Origin of the sequence: Bradyrhizobium dasycarpum (assembly GCF_042019905.1) — a bacterium.
Lineage (GTDB): Bacteria > Pseudomonadota > Alphaproteobacteria > Rhizobiales > Xanthobacteraceae > Bradyrhizobium > Bradyrhizobium japonicum_B.
On the sequence record NZ_CP169574.1, the window covers coordinates 2,478,452 to 2,499,551 of the forward strand.

Consider the following 21,100-nt stretch of genomic DNA (forward strand, 5'->3'; position numbering starts at 1 on the left):
ATCTTACGGACCTGAAGATGGGGGCTCCCGCCTTACCGTGCGCTGGCGGCGGGGTTAAACTTTCGTAATGAAGCCGCAACGCAGATGCGGCAGTTCAGCGCAGCCGAAAATTGTGATTCCACAGGAACTTAACGCCAGTTCCCGAGATGGCGCGGGACGGGCTTTTTGCGCGCTTCAGCTCGCTCTGACGCTGACGATGAACTCGTCGACTTCGCGCTTCAAGGTTTCGGCCTGCTGCGACAGATCAACGGCGGAATCCCGCGCCTCTGCGGCCATGCGGCCGGTCTCCGCGGAGGTCGAGGTGATCTGGACGATATGGTTGGAGACGTCGAGGGTGCCGCGCGCTGCGTCCTGGGCGCTACGCGTGATCTCCTGCGTCGCGTTGCGCTGCTGCGAGGTGTCGATCTCAATGCCGGACATGATGGACGAGATCTCCGACAGCGTCTTGGAGATGCCGTCGATCGCGTCGCGCGTCTGCGCGGTGATGCCCTGAATGCTGGCGACGTGAGAGGTGATCTCCTCCGTCGCCTTGCTGGTCTGATGCGCCAGATTCTTCACCTCGGAGGCGACCACCGCAAACCCCTTGCCGGCCTCCCCTGCCCGTGCCGCCTCGATGGTGGCGTTCAGCGCCAAGAGATTGGTCTGCGATGCGATCGCCTGCACCAGCTGGACGACCTCGCCGATCTTGTCGGCTGCATCCGATAGCATGTGGATGGTGTCGCGGCTCCTCTCCGCCTCGGACGCCGCGCCTTCGGCGCGCTGGGTCGCGTCCGTGACGCGGCGGCTGATCGTGCCGATCGAATTCGTCATCTCCCCGGCAGAACCTGCCACCGTCTGCACGCTGGCGCTGGCCAGGCTCGCGGCGCTCGCCACCGCATTGGCCTTGGTGCTGGTGTCGTTGGCCGTCCGCGACAGCGTCTCGGCGTTGCTCTTCAGGTGCACCGCCGATGACGCCACGCTGTCGACGACGCTCGCGACGAGATCGTTGAAGCGCTTGATCCGGTCGTCCAGGAATTTCGATCGCTCGGCCTGGTGCTGCGCTTCGTGCAGCTGCCGTTCGGTGAGCTGGCGCCGCTCGATGCCGTTGGTCTTGAACACCTCCAGCGCACCGGCAAGCAGGCCGATCTCGTTGGTGCGACCGAGCCCCGGAACCGGCGTCTCGAACTTCTGGTCGGCGACCTCGCGCATCGCATGGACGATCGCGGCCAGCGGATTGAGAATGCCGTTGCGGACGGCAAACCAGGTCGTGAGGCAGATCGCGAAGGCGACGACGGCGATCACGCCGCAGGCGACCAGGAAGTAGGAGAACGCGGCCTGCGCCTGCTGATAGATCTGCATGGCCTGGTCGCGCGCGGGGCCGCTCAGCGCGGCGAAATTCGAGGACAGGCTGGTGATCTCGTTGTTGAGATAGAGCACCGCAACGAAGCCGGTGCCACCGCCGATGCCCAGCAAGAACAAGAGTGCAGCGACGACGGCGCCGACCAGGAAGCGGATCGTCAGATTGCTGTTCGCGAACATCGGGGGACTCAGAGTCTGGATTAGAAGCTCGCGACAAGCTTCCAGACAAAGGTCAAAATACCATGAACCGCGCGGCAGCGAGGCGGCGGTCTACGTAGGACTACGTGGCCATGACGACGGTCGCGTCGCTACGGAGATTTGGTCTCGTCGGACATCAAGGCGGCGAGCTTCGCCCGTTCGTCGGCCGTCAACGGTGGCGCAGGTACGTCTGCACCGCCATGGGCGCGACGACGGATTTGCAGCCACAACGCCACGCCGCCCCCGATCAGCAGCAGCGGTCCGAGCAGCCACAGCAGCGCGTTTTGACGCTCGAAGCGCGGCTTCAGCAGCACGAACTCGCCGTAGCGCGCGACCAGGAAGTCGAGCACCTGCGAATTGCTGTCCCCGGCGCCAATGCGCTCGCGCACCAGGAGCCGCAGGTCGCGCGCCAGGGGCGCATCGGAATCGTCGATCGACTGGTTCTGGCAGACCATGCAGCGCAGCTCGCGCGACAGCTCGCGCGCACGGGCTTCCTTGGCGGGATCCGACATGATCTCGTCGGGCTGCACCGCGTGGGCCGCAGGCAAAGCCAGCAGCATCAGCAGGGCGAACGCGGCCATGATCCGGCGCATCGGATCACTCCGCCGGCTGGAGGCGCTGCTTGGCCCGCGCCGGCTTCGGCGCGCCGACCCGCAGGCGCCGGTCGGACAGGGAGAGCACGCCGCCGAACGCCATCAGCACCGGCCCCCACCAGATCAGGAGCACCATCGGCTTGTAATAGATGCGCACGGCAATGGCGCCCTCCGCGTTGGCGTCGCCGAGCGAGACATAGAGCTGGCTCGCGCCGCGGGTCAGCAATGCGGCCTCGGTGGTCGAGGAGCCGCGGGTGGTGAAGCTGCGCTTGGACGGCGTCATGACGCTGAGCGGCGCGCCGTCGCGGCTGACGTTGAACTCGGCGATCATCTCCCGGTAGTTCGGCCCCTGACGCTGCAGCACGCCGTCGAGCTTCACGTCGAAGCCGGCGATGTGGGCGACCTCGTTCTGCTTCATCGTCGCGATATATTCGCTGTTCCAGGTGGTCTCGCAGACGATCCCGATCAGCGCCACGCCGAGGCCGGCATGCGCAAACGCGGTGCCCCAGGCCGAGCGCGGCAGGCCGCGCGCCCGGTGCAGTACGGTTGCGAACGGCAGCCGCACGAGGCCGGTCCGCTCGACGATGTCGGTGACCGCGCCGGCGATGACGAAGACGCCAAGCCCGATCGCGAGCGGCGCCAGCGTGCTGCCGCCGGTCGCCCAGCCCCAGGCGATGGCGACGGCGGCGAGGCCGGCGACGCCCGCAGCGAGCAGGCGCTGCGTGACGCCGAGCAGGTCGCCGCGCTTCCACGCCAGCATCGGCCCGAACGGCACGGCCAGCAGCAACAGGGCAAACAGCGGCCCGAAGGTCAGGTTGTAGAACGGTGCACCGACCGACATCTTGAAGTCGGCGAGCATCTCCATCGCCAGCGGATAGAGCGTGCCGAACAGCACGACGGCGCAGGCGACCGTGAGCAGCAGATTGTTCAGGACCAGCGCGCCCTCGCGCGAGATCGGCGCGAACAGGCCGCCCTGCTTCAACGAAGTGGCGCGGCCCGCGAACAGCGACAGGCTGCCGCCGATGAACAGGCAGAGGATCAGCAGAATGAACACGCCGCGGGTGGGATCGGTGGCGAAGGCGTGCACCGAAGTGATGACGCCCGATCGCACCAGGAAGGTGCCGAGCAGCGACAGCGAGAAGGTCAGGATCGAGAGCAGGATGGTCCAGACCTTCAGCGCGTTGCGCTTCTCCATCACCAGCGCCGAATGCAGCAGCGCGGTGCCGGAGAGCCACGGCATCAGCGAGGCGTTCTCGACCGGATCCCAGAACCACCAGCCGCCCCAGCCGAGCTCGTAATAGGCCCAGTACGAGCCCATGGCGATGCCGAGCGTCAGGAAGATCCAGGCGACCAGCGTCCACGGCCGCACCCAGCGCGCCCAGGCCGCGTCGATCCGTCCCTCCATCAGCGCCGCGATGGCGAAGGAGAACGAGATCGAGAAACCGACATAGCCGAGATAGAGCATCGGCGGATGCACGGCGAGCCCGATGTCCTGAAGCACCGGATTGAGATCGCGTCCCTCGATCGGCGGGCTGGCGATACGCAGGAACGGGTTCGAGGTCACGAGGATGAAGAGATAGAACGCGCTGGCGACCCAGGCCTGGACGGCGAGCACGTGCGCGCGCAACGATAGCGGCAGATTGTTGCCGAAGGCGGCGACCAGCCCGCCGAACAGTGCGAGGATCGACACCCACAACAGCATCGAGCCTTCATGGTTTCCCCAGACGCCGGTGATCTTGTAGAGCAGCGGCTTCATCGAGTGGGAATTCTCGTAGACGTTGGCGACCGAGAAATCCGAGTTCACGTGCAGCATCACGAGAGCCGTGAACGAAGCGCCGACGAACAGAAGCTGCGCCAGCGCCGCGGAGCGCGCCACGTTCATGAGCGCTGCGTCGCGCAGGCGCGCGCCGATCAGGGGTACGATCGACTGGATCAATGCGAGCCCAAGCGCGAGCACCAGGGCGTAATGTCCGGTTTCTGCGATCACCGCACTGCTCCTTGCGGATTGCCCTGTGCCGTCGTCGCCGGCTTGCCCGCATCAGACGTCTTGCCGGCGTCTGCGGGCTTGCCGCCGTAATCGTCCTTCCAGTGCCCCTGCTTCTTCAGGGCATCGGCGACGTCCCTGGGCATGTAGGTCTCGTCGTGCTTGGCAAGCACGGTATCGGCCTTGAACACGCCGTTGGCATCGAGCGCACCTTCGGCAACGACGCCCTGCCCCTCGCGGAACAGGTCGGGCAGAATGCCCTTGTAGGCCACCGGCAGCTTGGCGTTGCCGTCGGCGACCTCGAAGGTCACCGCGAGATTGTCCCCACGCTGCAGCGAGCCGGGCTGCACCAGCCCACCGAGACGAAACCGCTTGCCCGGCTCGACGTGCTTCTCGGCGACCATGGTTGGCGTCGAGAAGAACACGATGGAATCGCGAAGGGCGTTGAGCACCAGCGCGGCCGCGAGCACGAGCACGGCGAGCGAGCCGCCGATGATGGTCATACGTCGCTGCTTGCGCGTCATGGCTGATCCGTTCTCCGCTTCTGTCGTCCCGACATCGTCATCCGCCGAGCCCGAGCGTCCTGAGACCTTCGTTGAGCTGACGAAGCCGCTCGCCATCGCTGGCCACCGCCTGCCGGGCGTCGGCCGACGCTCCCATCGCCTTGTCCCGCTCGCCCATCACGAGATAGGCGCGCACCAGGCGCAGCCAGCTCTCGACGTCGTCGCCGTTCTGCTTCAACCGGGTGGCCAGACGTTCAACCATGCCCCGCACCATTGCGTTGCGATCGCCTTCGGCCATGTCCTTGGACGCGGCAATCGTCTCATCGGACAGCGCCGGCATCGTGCCGCCTCCGCCGACCCGCGCCAGCGAGGTCTGCACCAGGGCGCGCCAGGGCGCATCGGCGGGCGCTTTCGCAAGCAGCCCGCGCCAGATATTGGCTGCATCGTCCTTGCGGCCGTCCTGCTCGGCGGCGAGGCCGAGAAAGTAATTGGCCTTGGGATCGTCCGCGTCCAGCGCATGGGCCCGCTCGAACTCGGTCTTGGCCTCGGCGGTCACCACGCCGCCGGCGGCGGCCGCGATCGCTTCGCCGAGATCGGCCCGGCGCTCCGCACTTTCGCCATTGTAGGTGAGCGAGTTGCGATAGGCGCGCACCGCATCGTCGAAACGGCCGAGCCGCTGCAGCACCGGCGCCAGCACGTTCCAGCCGCGGCCGTCGGTCGGATTCTTCTCCAGGTGCTGCTGGACCTGTGCGACGAGATTCTCGAGCGACTGCGCCTTGCCCGGCACGCGCTCCCGTTGCGCCAGCGGAAAGTCCTGAAGCTTCGGCGAGCCGAGCGGCATGTAGACGCCGATCGCAACGAGCGGCAGGCCGGCGAGCGCCAGCACGGCTGCCACGCGGCGCCATGTCACGCTCGACGTCGCTGCCATCGCGGGCTCGCTGGCGGCCGCGGCAAGCAGTCTGCGGCTGATCTCGATGCGCGCGGCTTCCGCATCGGGCGCCGGAATCGAGCCTGCGGCGAGATCACGCTCGATCTCGGCCAACTGGTCCTTGTAAACGACGACCTCGCTACCCTGATCTTGCGCGCGTCCGGTGCGGCCAAGCGGCCACAGCACGGCGAAAATCGCCGCGACCGTCATCAGCGCGAACACGAACCATAGCGTCATCTGGCAAGCTTCCGGCAGCGCACGAACTGCGCCCATAGGTGCCTTTACACCACGGCCGGACGATGCGGCAATTGACAATTGTCAATTCGGCGCGACCCTACGCCGTCTCGAAGCGATGCAGATCCAACGGCTTAGCCGATCTCGAAATCCGCACTTTGCGCGGCCTGCTCGCCGTGGCCGTTGAAGGCCTTCAGGAAGTACGTTCCCGGCGTAACGGCCTCCGGCAATCTGATGCGCAGCGCGCCCACGGGAACCGGCGACGCAACCCGCGTGATGGTCTCGGACCATTGCCGGCCGCTTGCCTTCTCGACCAGCACCACTTTGGCGCCGACCATCAGCCTTTGATACTTGGCAACGACGACGCGGTTCTCAATTTCGATCGAGCTGATGACGGGTTTCATGCGCCACAAATAGATGGTCCCCGGATTTCCACGGGGACCGTACGGCCCGCCACCGCCACCGTCAACCAGAAATTGTGATCACGAAAAAATGCGCTTATTCAGCTCGCGCGCGACGATTTGCGCTCACCCGTCGCGGCGTTTTGCGCGGCGCGGCTCATTAGCGAGGCATAATCGTCGCCAAACAGCACCTGGCAGAAGCAGATCGCGGCATCCACCTGCTGCTGCCGATAGGTGCGGACCTTGTGATCGGCGGCGCGCAACGACTGCACCAGCTGCTCGGTCGAGCGTTCGACATATTGCTGGAGATCGGAATAGGTGCGCAGCGTCACCTCGTTGATCGCAAGCTCGCTCGCATAATTGCGGCAGGTCGCGACGAAATCGATCAGCGCCACGGTCTCTTCCACCTCGGTGCCGTCGATCCGCGCCCCCGGCGGAATGTCCTTCTCGGGCCGCTGGCGCAGGATGCGGCGCACCCGGCCGGGAACGCTGTCGATCTCGGATTGCAGCGCATTGGAGATGTCGGCCCGGATCGAGGTCAGCTGCCTGCCCCAGGCGGAATCGTTGCGCAGGTCGAGCTCGGTGCGCAGGCCGCGCACGCCGTCATGCAACGTCTTGAGATTGCCGGCCACATTGTCGAAATGGCCGCGCTTGATGTCCATGCGCAAGGTCGCCGCGACACAGGACAGATCGTGCAGCGCGATCGTGACGGCGGCGCCGTAAGGCGTCGCCGCGACGCGGATCTCGTCGTCGGAGGCGGCGATCTTGATGGCAAGGCGAATGATCTGCCACGGCGCGGTCATCCGCTGCACCACGACCGACAGCGCGAAGGGCAGCATCTGCGGCGTCTGCAGCACCGGAATGTTGAGCGCCGACGTCACCGAGGCGATCTGGGGATCGCCGAACGCGCGCAAGGTCCGCGGCAGCTTCTCGTTCAGGCTGGCGATGGCTTCGCGGACCTGGAGCACCGCTCCGATCGAATAGAGGTCCTCGATCACGTTGGGCGGGCCGACCCGGGCCAGCGCCCGCGATTTGTCGCCGCCGCCGGGACCCGTCAGCGCGAAAATGGCGTCCGCAGCCGCGGCCTGCAGCTTCAGTGCCAAGGCCTCGACCTGCCCCGCACTGTCGGCGGGCATGCGGGCTAGCGCGGCCTCGAATTCGTTGATCTTGGCCGGCGCGCCGTCGCGGCCGAGCCATTGCCAGATCGGCTGGAGCGAGGAGCGGCGATCTGGCCGACCCGGATCGGGACGCCCGCTTCGACCAGGAACGGTTCCAGCACCTGGAACAGCAGCCGCGACAGATCGTCCGTGCGCGGCGGCGGGGCTTCATCGGCTTCGGTCTTGCGGACGATCTTGCGCAACTGCTCGAGCACGAGGGTCGCAACTGCCGTGTCCTGGCCGCGCTCGAGCGCGCGCTCGAACTCCCGCATCAGCAGCGCCTGCGCCTGCGGCGGGAGCTGCGCGAGATATTCCCTCAGCCGCTCGATCGATGTCTGGCTCATGCGCCCGGGTAATGCACGGTAAAATCGCGGACATGGATGCGTCCGGGCGCGATCATAGAAGGGCCCACTTAAGAAGCCGTTTAGGAAGTCGGGCCGAATTCCCCTGGTTGGTGTCGGCCGGCCCTTGGCGAGGGCGAAAATCCACGCCGGAACAACGGATTATATTCCCGGAAGGATCAGCTCGGCGCGCAGGCCGCCGGTCGGCGCGCCGCCGAGCGAGAGGCTGCCGCCGTAGAGCGCGGCGAGGTCGGTCACGATCGCCAGCCCCAATCCCGAGCCGGGCTTGGACTCGTCGAGCCGCTGGCCGCGCCGGGAGACCTGGGCGCGCTCGGCCTCCGACAGGCCGCGGCCGTCGTCGTCGACGACGATCCGCAGCCGGGGCCCGCCCCCGCCTGGGGCGGCGGATCCACCAGGACCTCGATGAAAACGCGCGAGACCGCCCATTTGCAGGCATTGTCGACGAGATTGCCGACCATCTCCTCCAGATCCTGGCGCTCGCCGCGAAATTTCGCCGACGGATCGGCCTTGGCCTCGACCAGGATGCCGCGATGGCGATGGATCTTCTCCATGGTCCGCCGCAGCGCCTCGATCGCGGGCGCCACCTCCGTCACAGTCGCGACCACGGAAACCCGCGCGGCGATGCGGGCGCGCTCCAGATGATGGGCGACCTGGTCGCGCATCACGTCCGCCTGCTCCATCACCTTGGCCGCGAAAGGATCGGCAAGGTGGGCGCCGGCCTCATTGACGATGACCGAGAGCGGCGTCTTGATCGCGTGGGCGAGATTGCCGACATGGGTGCGCGCACGCTCGACGATCTCGCGATTGGCGTCGATCAGCGCGTTGGTCTCGCGTGCCAATGGCGCGATCTCGACCGGGAATTCGCCCTCGAGCCGCTCCGCCCGCCCGGAGCGGATGTCGGCGATCGATTCCGAGATGCGCTTGAGCGGCGCCAGGCCGAAACGGACCTGGAACACGGTCGTCAGCAGCAGCACGATGCCGAGCGCGGTGAAGGTGCCGCCGAGATAATAGTCGAAGCTGCGCGTCTCGTCGAAAATCTCGGTGTCATCGCCGGCGACGCTGACCAGGAACTTGCCGTCGGCGCCGAGATCGACCGGCCGCTCGACCATGCGCAGGTTCTGCCCTTCGGGGCCGTCGACATAGGCAAGGCGAATGCCGGCCGCGGTGAGCTCGGCGCCCTGCTCCTCCAACTTCGGCAGCTTCTTGTCCCAGAGCGAGCGCGAGGAGCGCACTTCCGGCTTTTCGGTGTCGGTCCGCGTGATCTGCCAGTACCAGCCCGACAGCGGCAGCTCGAACAGGGGCTCGCCCAGCGACTGGAACTGGCGATCCGGCGGTTCGTCGGGGGTCGCGACCTCGGCGATCAGGGTGCGCAGATAGAGGTTGAGCCGGCGGTCGAAGGCGCGCTCGGTGGCGTCCTTGTAGACCGACGACAGCACCACGCCGGTAATGGCCAGGATCACCACGAGCCAGGCGGTCGCCGACAGGAACAGCCGGTTGGCAAGTGAGCTAGCGGCCATCGGAAATATCCCGGGAGGCGCAGGATGGCAGGGCGTCGGCGGTCATGACCGGACCAAGGCCCCTGTCGGGCAGTCCGTCAAGCCCCGGAACGCGTCAGGCGGTCGGCGGGGTCAGGAGATAGCCGAGGCCGCGGACGGTCTGGATGATGTCGACATCGAGCTTCTTGCGGATGCGGCCGACGAACACCTCGATGGTGTTGGAGTCGCGGTCAAAGTCCTGGTCGTAGAGATGCTCGACCAGCTCGGTCCGGGAGACCACCCGCCCGGAATGGTGCATCAGGTAGGCCAGAAGCCGATATTCGTGCGAGGTCATCTTGATCGGATTGCCCGACACGCTGACCCGGCCCGTCCTGGTATCGAGCGTGACGGGACCGCAGCTGAGCTCGCTCTGGGCATGGCCGGTGGAGCGGCGCAACAGCGCGCGGATGCGCGCCAGCACTTCCTCCAGGTGGAACGGTTTTGCGACGTAGTCGTCGGCGCCGGCGTCGAACCCCTGCACCTTGTCGCTCCAGCGGTCGCGTGCGGTGAGGATCAGGACCGGCATGGTACGGCCGTTGCGGCGCCAAGCCTCCAGCACCGAGATGCCGTCCTTCTTCGGCAGGCCGATGTCGAGCACAACGGCATCATACGGCTCGTTGTCGCCGAGATAGTGCCCCTCCTCCCCGTCGAAGGCCCGATCGACGACATAGCCGGCGTCTGTCAGCGCCTTGGTGAGCTGGCGATTGAGATCAGGGTCGTCCTCAACAACGAGCAGGCGCACGCTTCTCTCCAGCAATAGACCACGACAACACTGCACCAGATGAGCAATTCCGGAGTGAACTGAATATGAACGCGGGGAACCTGCCGCGTTACTTTTTGGTCATATAGCATGTCGATAGCCGACGCGACTGCGCCCGCCCTGCGGCCGGACGGACCGGCAGCAGGGCGGGCGCAATGTGCCGCGTACCCGCGGCGGGTTTGAAGAGTTCGCCTTCCCGTCGGCCGTCAGGTCCGGAAGAACACGAACCAGACGACGGCGAGGATCAGGATCGCAAGGCCGGTCGAAATGGCGAGCAGCGCCGCCACCGAAGGCCCGGGCTCGCCCTGGCGCGCCTCGGTCGGAGTTTCCACGATCTGACGCTGCTCTCGCGTGGTTGCCATGATGCCCTCAATCTGGATGTCGCTTCCGTTTAGCCGCGACCTCCTCGCAGCTGATGTCAGGGCCAACGCGTGATGGGATATGATGTTCCGGCTTTTGCGCCCGGATCGGGCAGCGACAGCAGGGCGCAGCCGCCGGTTAACGCAGTTGGAAGATTCAGCAACCGACCTTGCTTTGATTCTGTTGTTCCCCGATGGTATCCTCATAAGTCTGTCCCTGTTGCGTTTGGAGTAGCCCATGGCCCCCGCGCCAATTGGAAGGGTTTTCTGCGTCTGTCGCTCGTAACCTGCCCGGTTGCGCTCTATCCGGCCACTTCGGATACCGAGAAGGTCTCCTTCAACCAGATCAACCGCAAGACCGGCCACCGGATCAAGTACCTCAAGGTCGACGCCGAGACCGGCGACGAGGTGACCTCCGAGGACATCATCAAGGGCTACAAGGTCGACACCGACACCTACATCGAGGTCACCAAGGACGAGCTCGACGAGATCGCGCTCGATTCCACGCATACGATCGAGATCGACGAGTTCGTGCCGAAGACCGACATCGACAACCGGTATCTGATCCGCCCCTATTATCTCGTGCCGGACGGCAAGGTCGGGCACGACGCCTATGCCGTGATCCGCGAGACCATCCGCAGCATGAACAAGGTCGCCATCGGCCGCGTGGTGCTGACCAACCGCGAGCACATCATCGCGCTCGAGCCGCCTCGAGAGCGGGCTGATGGGCACGCTGCTGCGCTACCCCTACGAGGTCCGCAGCGAGACGGAATATTTCGACGACATCCAGGACGTGAAGCTGACCAAGGACATGCTCGACCTCGCCAGGCACATCGTCGAGAAGAAGTCCGGCGCGTTCGAGCCGGAGTTGTTCGAGGATCATTACGAGACCGCCCTGATCGATCTCATCAACAAGAAGCGCAGCGGCATGCCGATCGCAGCCAAGCCGGCGCCGAAGACCGGCGGCAACGTCATCAACCTGATGGATGCGCTGAAGAAGAGCATCGCAAACGAGAAGGACACAGCGCCCGCAGCGAAGGTCGCCAAGGAGGCCAAGGCCAAGAAGCCGAAGAAACGCGTCGAGGGCCAGCGCGAGATGCTGCTGCCGATATCCGGCAAGGGCGGCAAGGATGCTGCGGCGAAGGCGAAGGAAGCTCCGAGGAAGGCCGCCGACAAGCCGGTCCGCGCGCCGGCGCGGGCGAAGAAGGCGGGCTGACAGCGCCGCATCCTGCAATCACGCCGTGATGTCACTCCTCGCGGATCGGGCCGCCTGACATGCCCTGGTCGACGGCGTTCGACGATCCCGTTCGCGTGAGCAGCAAGCGCACGCTGCTCACACTCCAGGACGCGGCGGACTACATCATGCAGCTGCCCGAGGACGCCCAGCGCGAGGCGCACTGGCAGACCGCCGTCGAAACCCTGATCAATGCGGCCGAGACGGGCGGCGGCTGGGTGATGTTCGCCCGTATCGCCATGTTGCGGGCCCTGAACGCGCCCGGCCGGCGCCGATGAACGCGCTGGGCCGGCAAACAGCCTCAACAATCCGTTAAGCGGCACCCTCCTCCCGATGCGACGGCGAGGGCCTGCCGATTTGAATCCATTTGGATGCACCGGCGGAACCCTAATTTAATGACTGCCGTCGTATCAGCGGAGGCGCGATCGCGCGGGCTTAATTTTTGGCGCACCAAGCTTATTCGATCTATTGACGAGTTCGATGACGACGCGACCATACGTTGGATCGGATGAACAGGAGTTGGGCAATGCGTTTGCTTAGGTCTTTCCTTGCCGATGAGAATGGTGCGACCGCCATCGAGTACGGCCTCATCGCCGCGGGGATCGCGCTGGCGATCGTGACCGCCGTGAACAACACGGGCGGCGCCCTCCTCAACAGCAAGTTCAACGCGGTCAGCACGGCGATCAAGTAACGCCGGCCGCGGTCGGGCCGGCCATGATCTGCGTCAACAGCATCAGCGCCGCCACGTCTAAGCATGAAGGCCGAGTTTCCTCGCTGCCGGCCTGTCCATGCATCCAGAGCTTTCGCACTCCCAATTGAAGATCCGCCGGGTCCGGCTCGATACCGGCCGCGAGAACGTCGTCGTCCTCTCCAGGAAGTCGAAGGCGCTGCGCGCCGAGCTCTTCCGCGGCTTCAGCCGCGTCGAGCTGCGTCAGGGCGACAAGGTCATGCTGGCGACCCTGCTGATCACGGACGACGATACGCTGGCGGCACCGGACGAGATCGGACTGTCCGAACCGGCGTTCCGGCGCTTCGCGCAAGGCGTGGGCACGCAGGTCACGGTCAGGCCGGCCGTGCCTCCGGAGAGCCTGGAGGCGGTGCGCGCCAAGATCCGCGGGCGAACCTTGAGCCAGGCCGAGATCGGCGCGATCATCAACGACCTCGCCCATTATCGCTACTCGGACATGGAGATCGCAGCCTTCCTGATCGGCTCGGCGAGCTTCATCACCAGCGACGAGCTGCTCGCCCTCACCGGGGCGATGGCCCAGGCCGGCACCCAATTGGTGTGGCCATCCCCGATCGTCGTCGACAAGCATTGCATCGGCGGCATCCCCGGCAACCGCACCTCGATGGTCGTGGTGCCGATCGTCGCCGCGCACGGCCTGCCGATCCCCAAGACCTCCTCGCGCGCCATCACCTCGCCTGCCGGCACCGCCGACACGATGGAGGTTCTGGCGCGGGTGAATGTCGGCGCCGAGGAGATGAAGGCGATCGTCTCGGCCTGCAACGGCTGCCTGATCTGGGGCGGGCACGTGAACCTGTCGCCGGCCGACGACGTCCTGATCTCGGTCGAACGTCCGCTCAGCCTCGATACCCGCGAGCAGATGGTCGCCTCGATCATCTCCAAGAAGATCGCGGCCGGCTCGACCCATCTGCTGATCGACATTCCGGTCGGCCCGACCGCGAAGGTCACCAGCGGCGTCGAGGCGATGCGGCTGCGCAAGCTGTTCGAATTCGTCGGCGACCGCTTCGGCCGCTCCGTCGAGGTGATCGTGACCGACGGAAGCCAGCCGATCGGCAACGGCATCGGGCCCGTGCTCGAGGCCACTGACGTCATGGCGGTGCTCGGCAACGAGCCCGATGCGCCGCGCGACCTGCGCGAGAAGTCGCTGCGGCTCGCCGCGCATCTGCTGGAGTACGATCCGAAGCTGCGCGGCGGCGCCGGCTATGCGCGGGCGCGCGAATTGCTCGACAGCGGCGCGGCGCTGAAGCAGATGCAGAAGATCATCGACGCCCAGGGCCCGTCGACCTGCAGCAACGAGCTGGGATCGCTCAGCTTCGACGTCGAGGCTTCCCATGACGGCACCGTGTCCGCGATCGACTGCCTGCGTCTGAACCGCCTCGCCCGCACCGCCGGCGCGCCGCTCGACAAGGGCGCCGGCATCCGCCTGTTCAAGAAGATCGGCGATCGCGTCGAGCAGGGCGAGCCGCTCTATCGCGTCTACACGTTCGACCGCCCCGAGCATGATCTGGCCGCCGATGCCGCCGCCGAGGAGACCGGCTACGTCGTCAACGGTCACGAGACCCCGCAGCGCAAGTCGGCCTCGTGAGCACGATCGCGCTCCAGACATTGCCCGGCGGCCGCGATGCGGCGAGGCGCCTTGCGGCCCGGCTCGGGCTGTCCTGCTCCGAGATCGTCGTGCATCGTTTTCCGGACGGCGAGCTGCGCGTCACCGTCGCGCCCGCCGCCGACACCACCCTGCTCTATGCCCCGCTCGATCAACCCAATGACAAGCTGATCGCCCTGCTGTTCGCCGCGGAGGCCTTGCGGCGCGACGGCGCGAAGCGGCTGGTGCTGGTCGCGCCCTATCTCTGCTACATGCGGCAGGACGCTGCCTTTCATGCTGGCGAAGCCATCAGCCAGCATGCGGTGGGCGGTCTGCTCGCAAGAACCGTCGACCGCGTCGTCACCGTCGATGCGCATTTGCATCGCCCCCCGACATCAGGTCGGTGTTTCCAGGTATCGAAGCGGAGAACCTGTCCGCCATGCCAGCGATCGCGAACGCGCTGGCGACGGGCGGCATCGACCCCGCGACCGTCGTGATCGGACCCGACATGGAGTCCGAGCCCTGGGTGAGCGACATCGCGCGCCGGCTGCGCTTGCAGCACACAATGGCGCGAAAGACGCGGCATGGCGATCGATCCGTTTCGATCGACTTTGCCGATCCCGGCCTGCTGTCGGGACGGCCCGCGCTGCTGGTGGACGACATCGTCTCTTCCGGCACGACGCTGATCGCCGCGGCCAAGGCGCTGGCGGCGATGGGCGCGACCGCGGTCGATGCGGTCGTGACGCACGCGCTGTTTCCGTCGGCGATGATCCCCGCGTTCACTGAAGCCGGCATCCGGTCGATCCGCTCGACCGACAGCGTGCCGCATCCGACCAATGCGATTGCGCTCGACGAGAGTCTTGCGGCCGCCTTGCGGTCCGAACTACCGACGACACAGCTTCCGGAGACGATTCCATGAGCATTACCGTTCGATTCTGCGGTGCCGCCCGCACCGTGACCGGGGCGAGCTATCTGTTCCAGACCGCAAGCGGCCGCTTCCTGGTCGATTGCGGCCTGTTCCAGGGCCAGAAGACGCTGAAGGAGCTCAATTACGGCGCCTTTCCGTTTCGTCCCGCCGATATCGATGCCGTGCTGCTCACGCATGCCCATATCGACCACAGCGGCCTGTTGCCGAAGCTGGTGCGAGGGGGTTCGAGGGACCGATCCTGGCAACGCGCGGCACGATCGACCTCTGCTCCTACATGCTACCCGACGCCGGCAGCATCCAGGAATCGGAAGTCACACAGCTCAACCGGCGCAACGCCTCGCGCGGGCGCAAGGAGGTGCACCCGATCTATACGCAGGCCGATGCGATCGCATCGCTGCAATCGTTTCGCGCGGTCGACTATGAACGCTGGACCGACGTGATCCCGGGCGTCCGCGCGCGCTACTGGAACGCCGGCCATCTGCTCGGCTCGGCCTCGATCGAGCTGGAGATCGCCGAGCACGGCGCGCCGCGTCCGCTGCGCGTGCTGCTCTCCGGCGACGTCGGGCCGGAGGCCAAGCTGCTGCAGCCCGATCCCGAAGCGCCAACCGATTTCGATTACGTCATCTCGGAATCGACCTATGGCGACCGGGTGCGCGAGGCCACGACACCCGCACTCCGCCGCAAGCACCTCGCCGCCGAGGTACGCGACGCCGCGGCGGCCGGCGGCGCGCTGCTGATCCCCGCCTTTGCGGTCGAGCGCACCCAGGAGCTGATCGTCGATCTCGTTGACCTGATGGAGCACGGCGAGATTCCGACCGCACCGATCTTCCTCGACTCGCCGCTCGCGATCCGCGCCACCGAAGTGTTCCGCCGGCATTCCGAGAGCCTCGACCCATCCGTCGACGCCACCCGCCTGCTCAACTCTCCGCATCTCAAGTTCACCGAAACCCCGGACGAGAGCAAGGCGATCATGCGCCTGTCCGGATTCCACATCATCATCGCCGCGAGCGGCATGTGCGACGCCGGCCGCATCCGCCATCATCTGAAGCGCTGGCTCTGGAACGAGCGCGCGACCGTGCTGCTCGCCGGCTTCCAGGCCAACGGCACGCTCGGCCGTTTCCTCCAGAACGGGACCAAGGCCGTGCGGATCCAGGGCGAGGAGATCAAGGTCGCAGCCCGCATCCGCATGATCGACGAATATTCGGGCCATGCCGACGGGGCCGGCATGGCCAGCTGGATCGCGGCGCGCCGCCCCATCGCTCGCGGGCTGTTCCTGGTCCATGGCGAGGAAGGCGCGGTCGCGGGACTCGCCGAGCGCGTCGCCGGACGCATCATTCCGGCGGCCAGGGTCTACCAGCCGATCCTGGACGACATCTACGAGCTCGCCGCGCTGGAGCCGCGCGTGCTCGACGTCGATCACCGCCGGCGGCTCGCGCCGGAGGCCGTGACACGTCTCGACTGGCACAACGAGATGTCCGAGCTCGTGCTCGACATCAGCGACAGGATCGGAGCCGCTGCCGACGACCGCGCCCGTGGCGTCATCATCCGAAGGCTGCGCCGCGCGCTGGAGGAGAAGGCGTAGCGGGGGCGGCCAGTCGCGGCAATAGGCATCGACGTCTCTACAGACTCCGTCATTGCGAGCGCAGCGAAGCAATCCAGAATCCCTCGGCCTTTAGATCCTGGATTGCTTCGTCGCAAGAGCTCCTCGCAATGACAGAGTGTTTCGCCATAGCACACCGCTCTCGTGTCCCGGACGCGCCGCAGCGTGCTTTCGCTGCTGCGCCGAGCCGGGATCCAGAAGGCTGCGCATTCCGCTGATGCATGGGCCCCGGCTCTGCAGCGCACCGTCGAAGAGACGCTGCGCTGCGTCCGGGGCACGCGACCGTTGTTTGGCGATGGACATGGCTCTGCATCCTCGCGGCTGTTTCGCCCGAGCTTTGCTGTTCGCTTCCGCCCTCAATCTCGGCAAGGGCGCAGGGAAGGCCGGGCGCCGGCTGGCACCCGAAGTCCCGCGTGTGCTTCAAAAAAGCGCACGGGGTGGACGACAGGTGATGCCGGAACATCCGGCCTTCCCTGCGCGATGGCTTTCACGGTGTCCTTCGTGCTCTCCCCGGGGAGCGATGCACTATTGCCCCCGTCGCCGTGCGGATGTGTGATGCGCGCACCGGTTGGCCGCCACATCTCCGCAAGACTTGACGCACAGACCCCGGGCGTCAGGACCACACGACTTCTCCGTCCGCGCACATCCTAGCTGGGCTCTCGATGGCTGGCGTGCGCTCACCATCGAGGCCATGCGAAGACGTGCTGGACGGCGGCGCCGGCGATAACGTCGTGATCCGGTCGTTGCTTGCCGAGCTTCCACGCGAACACGTTGATCTGCGCAGCCGGTTCTCGACTTGCGTTGGCGTCCGCGCTCAGATGCTGAGGCCGACGCAATCACCCGCACATCGGCGGCTGCATGGCTGACCTCCGATCGCCGCGACCGCGAGCGCTTGTCCATCGCGCCGTTTCCTGATCCCTCTCCCCAACCAGCCGGACCAACCGGCCTTGCCAGGGAGAGAGACGCCATGAAGCTCGGCACCGCCATTGCGGAAATCATGCGGCGCGAGGGGATCGAGATCCTCTGCGGCTATCCGGTCAACCATCTGATCGAGCATGCGGCGAAGGCCGAGATCCGCCCCGTGATGGTGCGGCAGGAGCGCGTCGGCATCCACATGGCGGATGCGATCTCGCGCGTGACCTCGGGGCGCTCGATCGGCGCGTTCTGCATGCAGCATGGGCCCGGCGCGGAGAATGCGATGGGCGGCGTCGCGCAATGCTTCGGCGAGTCCGTGCCCGTGCTGGTGCTGCCTATGGGCTATCAGCGCCGGCTGGCGCATATCGAGCCGAACTTCAATTCCAGCGAGGCGATGAAGCCGTTTGCGAAGTCGTCCGAGCCGATCATCCTGGCGGCTGAGGTCGCCAACATCTTCCGCCGCGCCTTCACCAAGTTGAAGAATGGCCGCGGGGGGCCCGTCATCGTCGAGATCCCCGCGGACATGTGGAACGAGGAGGTGCCGGAGCCGCTCGACTACACGCCGGTGCTGCGCACCCGCTATGGCGCCGACCCCGTGCATGTCAAGGAAGCCGCCGGCCTGCTCGTCAATGCCAAGCGGCCGGTGATCTATGCCGGCCAGGGCGTGCATTACGCGCAGGCCTGGCCGCAGCTGAAACGGCTCGCCGAGCGGCTGGCGATCCCCGTCACCACCAGCCTCGGAGGCAAATCCTCGTTCCCGGAAACGCATCCGCTCTCGCTCGGCTCCGGCGGCCTTGCGGTGCCGCGCGCGGTGCCGAAATTCCTCGCCGAGGCCGACGTCATCTTCGGGATCGGCTGCTCCTTCACCGAAACCAATTTCGGCATCGCGATGCCAAAGGGCAAGACCATCATTCATTCCACGCTCGATCCCAATCATCTCAACAAGGACGTGGAAGCGAGAATCGGCCTGGTCGGCGATGCCGGCCTGGTGCTCGACGCTCTGCTGGAGGAGATCGGCAGGACCGTCACGTCGGACCGCGACGCCTCGGCCATCGCGGCCGAGATCGCGGCCTCGCACCAGGAGTGGCTGGCGAAGTGGATGCCGAAGCTCACCAGCAACGACGCGCCGCTCAGCCCCTATCGCGTGCTCTGGGATTTGCAGCACACGGTCGACATCGACAACACCATCATCACGCACGATGCCGGCAGCCCGCGCGACCAGCTCTCGCCGTTCTGGAAATCGACAAGACCCCTCACCTATCTCGGCTGGGGCAAGACGACACAGCTCGGCTACGGCCTTGGGCTGGCAATGGGCGCCAAGCTGGCCAAGCCCGACAAGCTCTGCATCAACGTCTGGGGCGATGCGGCCATCGGCTTCACCGGCATGGATTTCGAGACCGCGGTGCGCGAGCGCATCCCGATCATGTCGATCCTGCTCAACAATTTCTCGATGGCGATCGAGCTGAAGGTGATGCCGATCTCGACCGAAAAATATCGCTCGACCGACATTTCCGGCGACTACGCCGCGATGGCGCGCGCCTTCGGCGGCTATGGCGAGCGGGTGACAAGGCCGGAGGATATCGTCCCCGCGATCAGGCGCGGCATCCAGAAGACGCAGGAAGGCGTTCCGGTGCTGCTGGAGTTCATCACCAGCAAGGAGACGGAGGTGTCGCGGCCGGGCACGTGAGCCGGGCCTCGGCCGCAGGCGCTGGCTCCAGCCGCGGAAGATGTGATAATCCGGCCTTGTGCCGCGCCTGTCGCGGCATCAAGCCGGATCAGGAATGACCAACTCTCCGAACGACATCGCCGCTGAGCTCGCAGCCGAGAACGCGCGGCTGCGCAGCGAGCTGACGATTGCGCGCGATCGCCAGAACGCCAGCGCCGAGATCCTGCGCAATATCGCGGCCTCGCCCTCCGACGCCCGTCCGGTCTTCGAGGCGATTGCGTCGAGCTCCAAGCGCCTGCTGGGCGGCTTTTCCGCCACCGTGCTTCAGTTCATCGGCGACGAGTTGCACCTGGTGGCCTACACGCCGACCAGCCCGGAGGCGGACGAAGGGCTGAAAGCCTCGTTCCCGCGCAAGATCACGGAGTTTCCGACCTTCGCGCTGGTGCGCGGCGGCGAAACGATCCAGTTTCCCGACAGCGAGGCCGACGACGTTCCGGAGCTGAACCGCGAGCTGGCGCGACTGCGCGGCTTCCGCAGCGTGCTGTTCATGCCGCTGATGAACCGGGGCACGCCGGTCGGCATGATCAGCGTCACGCGCGCTGAGCCGGGCGCGTTCGCGCCCGATCTCGTGCAGCTGCTGCAGACCTTCGCCGACCAGGCCGTGATCGCGATCGAGAATGCGCGCCTGTTCAACGAGACGAAAGCGGCGCTGGAGCGCCAGACCGCGACGGCCGACATCCTGAAGGTGATGGCCGCCTCGCCGTCCGACGTGCAGCCGGTGTTCGACGCCATCGCCGCCAACGCCAACCGGCTGATCGGCGGCTTCCTCGACGGCGGTGCTGCGTTATGTCGACGGCGCCGCGCACCTTGCGGCGTTCACACCGACCGATCCGGCCGGCGATCGCGTGCTGCAGGCCTCGTTCCCGGTGCCGTTCGCGCGGTTTCCGCCTTACGGGCTCGTTGCCAATGGCACGGCGGCGCAGCTGCCCGACACCGAGCTCGAGGCCGGCCGCGCGCGACATCGCGCGTGCCCGCGGCTATCGCAGCATGTTGTTCGCGCCCTTGATGAGCGAGGGCAAGGCCATCGGCATCATCATCGCGACGCGCCGTGCGACCGGTACCTTCGCCGAGCATCACGTCCGACTGCTGCAGACCTTCTCCGATCAGGCCGTGATCGCGATCAAGAATGTCAGCCTGTTCAACGAAGTCGCGCGCCGCACTGAAGAGCTCGCCAGGTCGCTCGAGGATCTGCGCGCGGCGCAGGACCGGCTGGTCCAGACCGAGAAACTGGCATCGCTCGGCCAGCTCACCGCCGGCATCGCGCACGAGATCAAGAACCCGCTCAACTTCGTCAACAATTTTGCCTCGCTCTCCGCCGAACTGGCCGACGAGCTGAACGAGGTGCTGGCGCCGGCCGCCCTCGCAGACGCCGTTCGCGCGGATGTCGACGAGCTCACGGGACTTCTGAAGGCCAATCTCGGCAGGATCGTGCAGCACGGACGGCGCGCCGATTCCATCGTCAAGAACATGCTGCTGCATTCGCGCGAGGGCGGCGGCGAGCAGCGCCTGAGCGACATCAACGCGGTGGTCGAGGAAAGCCTCAACCTCGCCTATCACGGCGCGCGGGCCGAGCAGCCGCAATTCGACGTGACGCTCGAACGCGACCTCGATCCGGCGGCCGGCTCGGCCGACCTGTTCCCGCAGGAGATCACGCGGGTGCTGCTGAACCTGATCGGAAACGGATTCCATGCGGTCGCCAAGCGCAAGGCGGAGAGCGCGGCGGCCGGTTACGAGCCGGTCGTGACCGCCGCGACCCGCGACCGCGGCGATCAGGTCGAGATCCGCATTCGCGACAACGGCACCGGCATTCCGGACGAGGTGAAGGAGAAGATGTTCGACCCGTTCTTCACCACCAAGCCGGCCGGTGAAGGCACCGGACTCGGACTGTCGATGAGCCACGACATCGTGGTGAAGCAGCATGGCGGCACGATCGAGGTCGCGACCAAGCCCGGCGCGTTCACCGAATTCACGATTCGGCTGCCGCGGAAGAGCAGCTTCCCGGATGCTGCGGACTGAGC

11 protein-coding genes and 6 pseudogenes are annotated in these 21,100 nt (G+C 66.4%); 8 read left to right on the plus strand and 9 right to left on the minus strand.

The window, feature by feature from the left end; genetic code table 11:
- Positions 1-174: 174 nt before the first annotated feature.
- The 9 genes and pseudogenes from ACETMP_RS12220 to ACETMP_RS12260 form a co-directional block, all read right to left on the minus strand.
- On the minus strand, positions 175-1,518 hold the full coding sequence (locus tag ACETMP_RS12220) for a methyl-accepting chemotaxis protein (RefSeq protein ID WP_375161129.1): 1,344 nt from the start codon (positions 1,516-1,518) through the stop codon (positions 175-177).
- A 128-nt stretch (positions 1,519-1,646) separates the two neighbouring features.
- Positions 1,647-2,129: a cytochrome c-type biogenesis protein gene (locus ACETMP_RS12225; RefSeq protein ID WP_375161130.1), complete on the minus strand. Its 483-nt coding sequence runs from the start codon at positions 2,127-2,129 to the stop codon at positions 1,647-1,649.
- Positions 2,130-2,133: 4 nt separating this feature from the next.
- Positions 2,134-4,116: a heme lyase CcmF/NrfE family subunit gene (locus ACETMP_RS12230; RefSeq protein WP_375161131.1), complete on the minus strand. Its 1,983-nt coding sequence runs from the start codon at positions 4,114-4,116 to the stop codon at positions 2,134-2,136.
- The gene (ccmE, locus tag ACETMP_RS12235) at positions 4,113-4,637 is read right to left on the minus strand and encodes a cytochrome c maturation protein CcmE (RefSeq protein WP_375161132.1); all 525 of its coding nucleotides are present in this window, start codon (positions 4,635-4,637) and stop codon (positions 4,113-4,115) included. Before ccmE ends, ACETMP_RS12230 begins: the two co-directional genes overlap by 4 nt.
- 37 nt (positions 4,638-4,674) lie before the next feature.
- Positions 4,675-5,781, minus strand: a complete 1,107-nt coding sequence (gene ccmI / locus ACETMP_RS12240; protein ID WP_375161133.1) for a c-type cytochrome biogenesis protein CcmI — start codon at positions 5,779-5,781, stop codon at positions 4,675-4,677.
- Between the two features lie 131 nt (positions 5,782-5,912).
- Positions 5,913-6,182: a hypothetical protein gene (locus ACETMP_RS12245; protein WP_028135430.1), complete on the minus strand. Its 270-nt coding sequence runs from the start codon at positions 6,180-6,182 to the stop codon at positions 5,913-5,915.
- A gap of 98 nt (positions 6,183-6,280) precedes the next feature.
- Positions 6,281-7,680 (minus strand): annotated as a pseudogene (locus ACETMP_RS12250) (hypothetical protein).
- Between the two features lie 159 nt (positions 7,681-7,839).
- A pseudogene (locus ACETMP_RS12255) lies at positions 7,840-9,215 on the minus strand (ATP-binding protein).
- 94 nt (positions 9,216-9,309) lie between these two features.
- Positions 9,310-9,975: a response regulator transcription factor gene (locus tag ACETMP_RS12260; RefSeq protein WP_375161134.1), complete on the minus strand. Its 666-nt coding sequence runs from the start codon at positions 9,973-9,975 to the stop codon at positions 9,310-9,312.
- Between the two features lie 644 nt (positions 9,976-10,619).
- On the opposite strand from ACETMP_RS12260, the pseudogene ACETMP_RS12265 reads away from it, so the two are divergent.
- The 8 genes and pseudogenes from ACETMP_RS12265 to ACETMP_RS12300 all read left to right on the plus strand — a co-directional run bounded on the left by ACETMP_RS12265 (position 10,620) and on the right by ACETMP_RS12300 (position 21,098).
- A pseudogene (locus tag ACETMP_RS12265) lies at positions 10,620-11,568 on the plus strand (Ku protein).
- Between the two features lie 59 nt (positions 11,569-11,627).
- The gene (locus tag ACETMP_RS12270) at positions 11,628-11,864 is read left to right on the plus strand and encodes a hypothetical protein (RefSeq protein ID WP_375161135.1); all 237 of its coding nucleotides are present in this window, start codon (positions 11,628-11,630) and stop codon (positions 11,862-11,864) included.
- A gap of 248 nt (positions 11,865-12,112) precedes the next feature.
- Positions 12,113-12,277, plus strand: a complete 165-nt coding sequence (locus tag ACETMP_RS12275; protein ID WP_126256157.1) for a Flp family type IVb pilin — start codon at positions 12,113-12,115, stop codon at positions 12,275-12,277.
- A gap of 97 nt (positions 12,278-12,374) precedes the next feature.
- The gene (locus tag ACETMP_RS12280) at positions 12,375-13,916 is read left to right on the plus strand and encodes a thymidine phosphorylase family protein (protein ID WP_375161136.1); all 1,542 of its coding nucleotides are present in this window, start codon (positions 12,375-12,377) and stop codon (positions 13,914-13,916) included.
- Positions 13,913-14,832, plus strand: a pseudogene (locus ACETMP_RS12285) (ribose-phosphate diphosphokinase). Before ACETMP_RS12280 ends, ACETMP_RS12285 begins: the two are co-directional and overlap by 4 nt.
- Positions 14,829-16,423: pseudogene (locus tag ACETMP_RS12290) on the plus strand (MBL fold metallo-hydrolase). Before ACETMP_RS12285 ends, ACETMP_RS12290 begins: the two co-directional pseudogenes overlap by 4 nt.
- A 910-nt stretch (positions 16,424-17,333) precedes the next feature.
- On the plus strand, positions 17,334-19,043 hold the full coding sequence (locus ACETMP_RS12295; protein ID WP_375161137.1) for a thiamine pyrophosphate-requiring protein: 1,710 nt from the start codon (positions 17,334-17,336) through the stop codon (positions 19,041-19,043).
- Positions 19,044-19,137: 94 nt separating this feature from the next.
- A pseudogene (locus tag ACETMP_RS12300) lies at positions 19,138-21,098 on the plus strand (GAF domain-containing protein).
- Positions 21,099-21,100: the final 2 nt, after the last annotated feature.

Excerpts from the sequence above, each read along its gene's own strand:
- ACETMP_RS12220 (WP_375161129.1), bottom strand. The coding sequence starts at position 1,518 with ATGTTCGCGAACAGCAATCTGACGATCCGCTTCCTGGTCGGCGCCGTC.
- ACETMP_RS12225 (WP_375161130.1), bottom strand. The coding sequence starts at position 2,129 with ATGCGCCGGATCATGGCCGCGTTCGCCCTGCTGATGCTGCTGGCTTTG.
- ccmE (WP_375161132.1), bottom strand. The coding sequence starts at position 4,637 with ATGACGCGCAAGCAGCGACGTATGACCATCATCGGCGGCTCGCTCGCC.
- ccmI (WP_375161133.1), bottom strand. The coding sequence starts at position 5,781 with ATGACGCTATGGTTCGTGTTCGCGCTGATGACGGTCGCGGCGATTTTC.
- ACETMP_RS12245 (WP_028135430.1), bottom strand. The coding sequence starts at position 6,182 with ATGAAACCCGTCATCAGCTCGATCGAAATTGAGAACCGCGTCGTCGTT.
- ACETMP_RS12270 (WP_375161135.1), top strand. The coding sequence starts at position 11,628 with ATGCCCTGGTCGACGGCGTTCGACGATCCCGTTCGCGTGAGCAGCAAG.
- ACETMP_RS12275 (WP_126256157.1), top strand. The coding sequence starts at position 12,113 with ATGCGTTTGCTTAGGTCTTTCCTTGCCGATGAGAATGGTGCGACCGCC.
- ACETMP_RS12280 (WP_375161136.1), top strand. The coding sequence starts at position 12,375 with ATGCATCCAGAGCTTTCGCACTCCCAATTGAAGATCCGCCGGGTCCGG.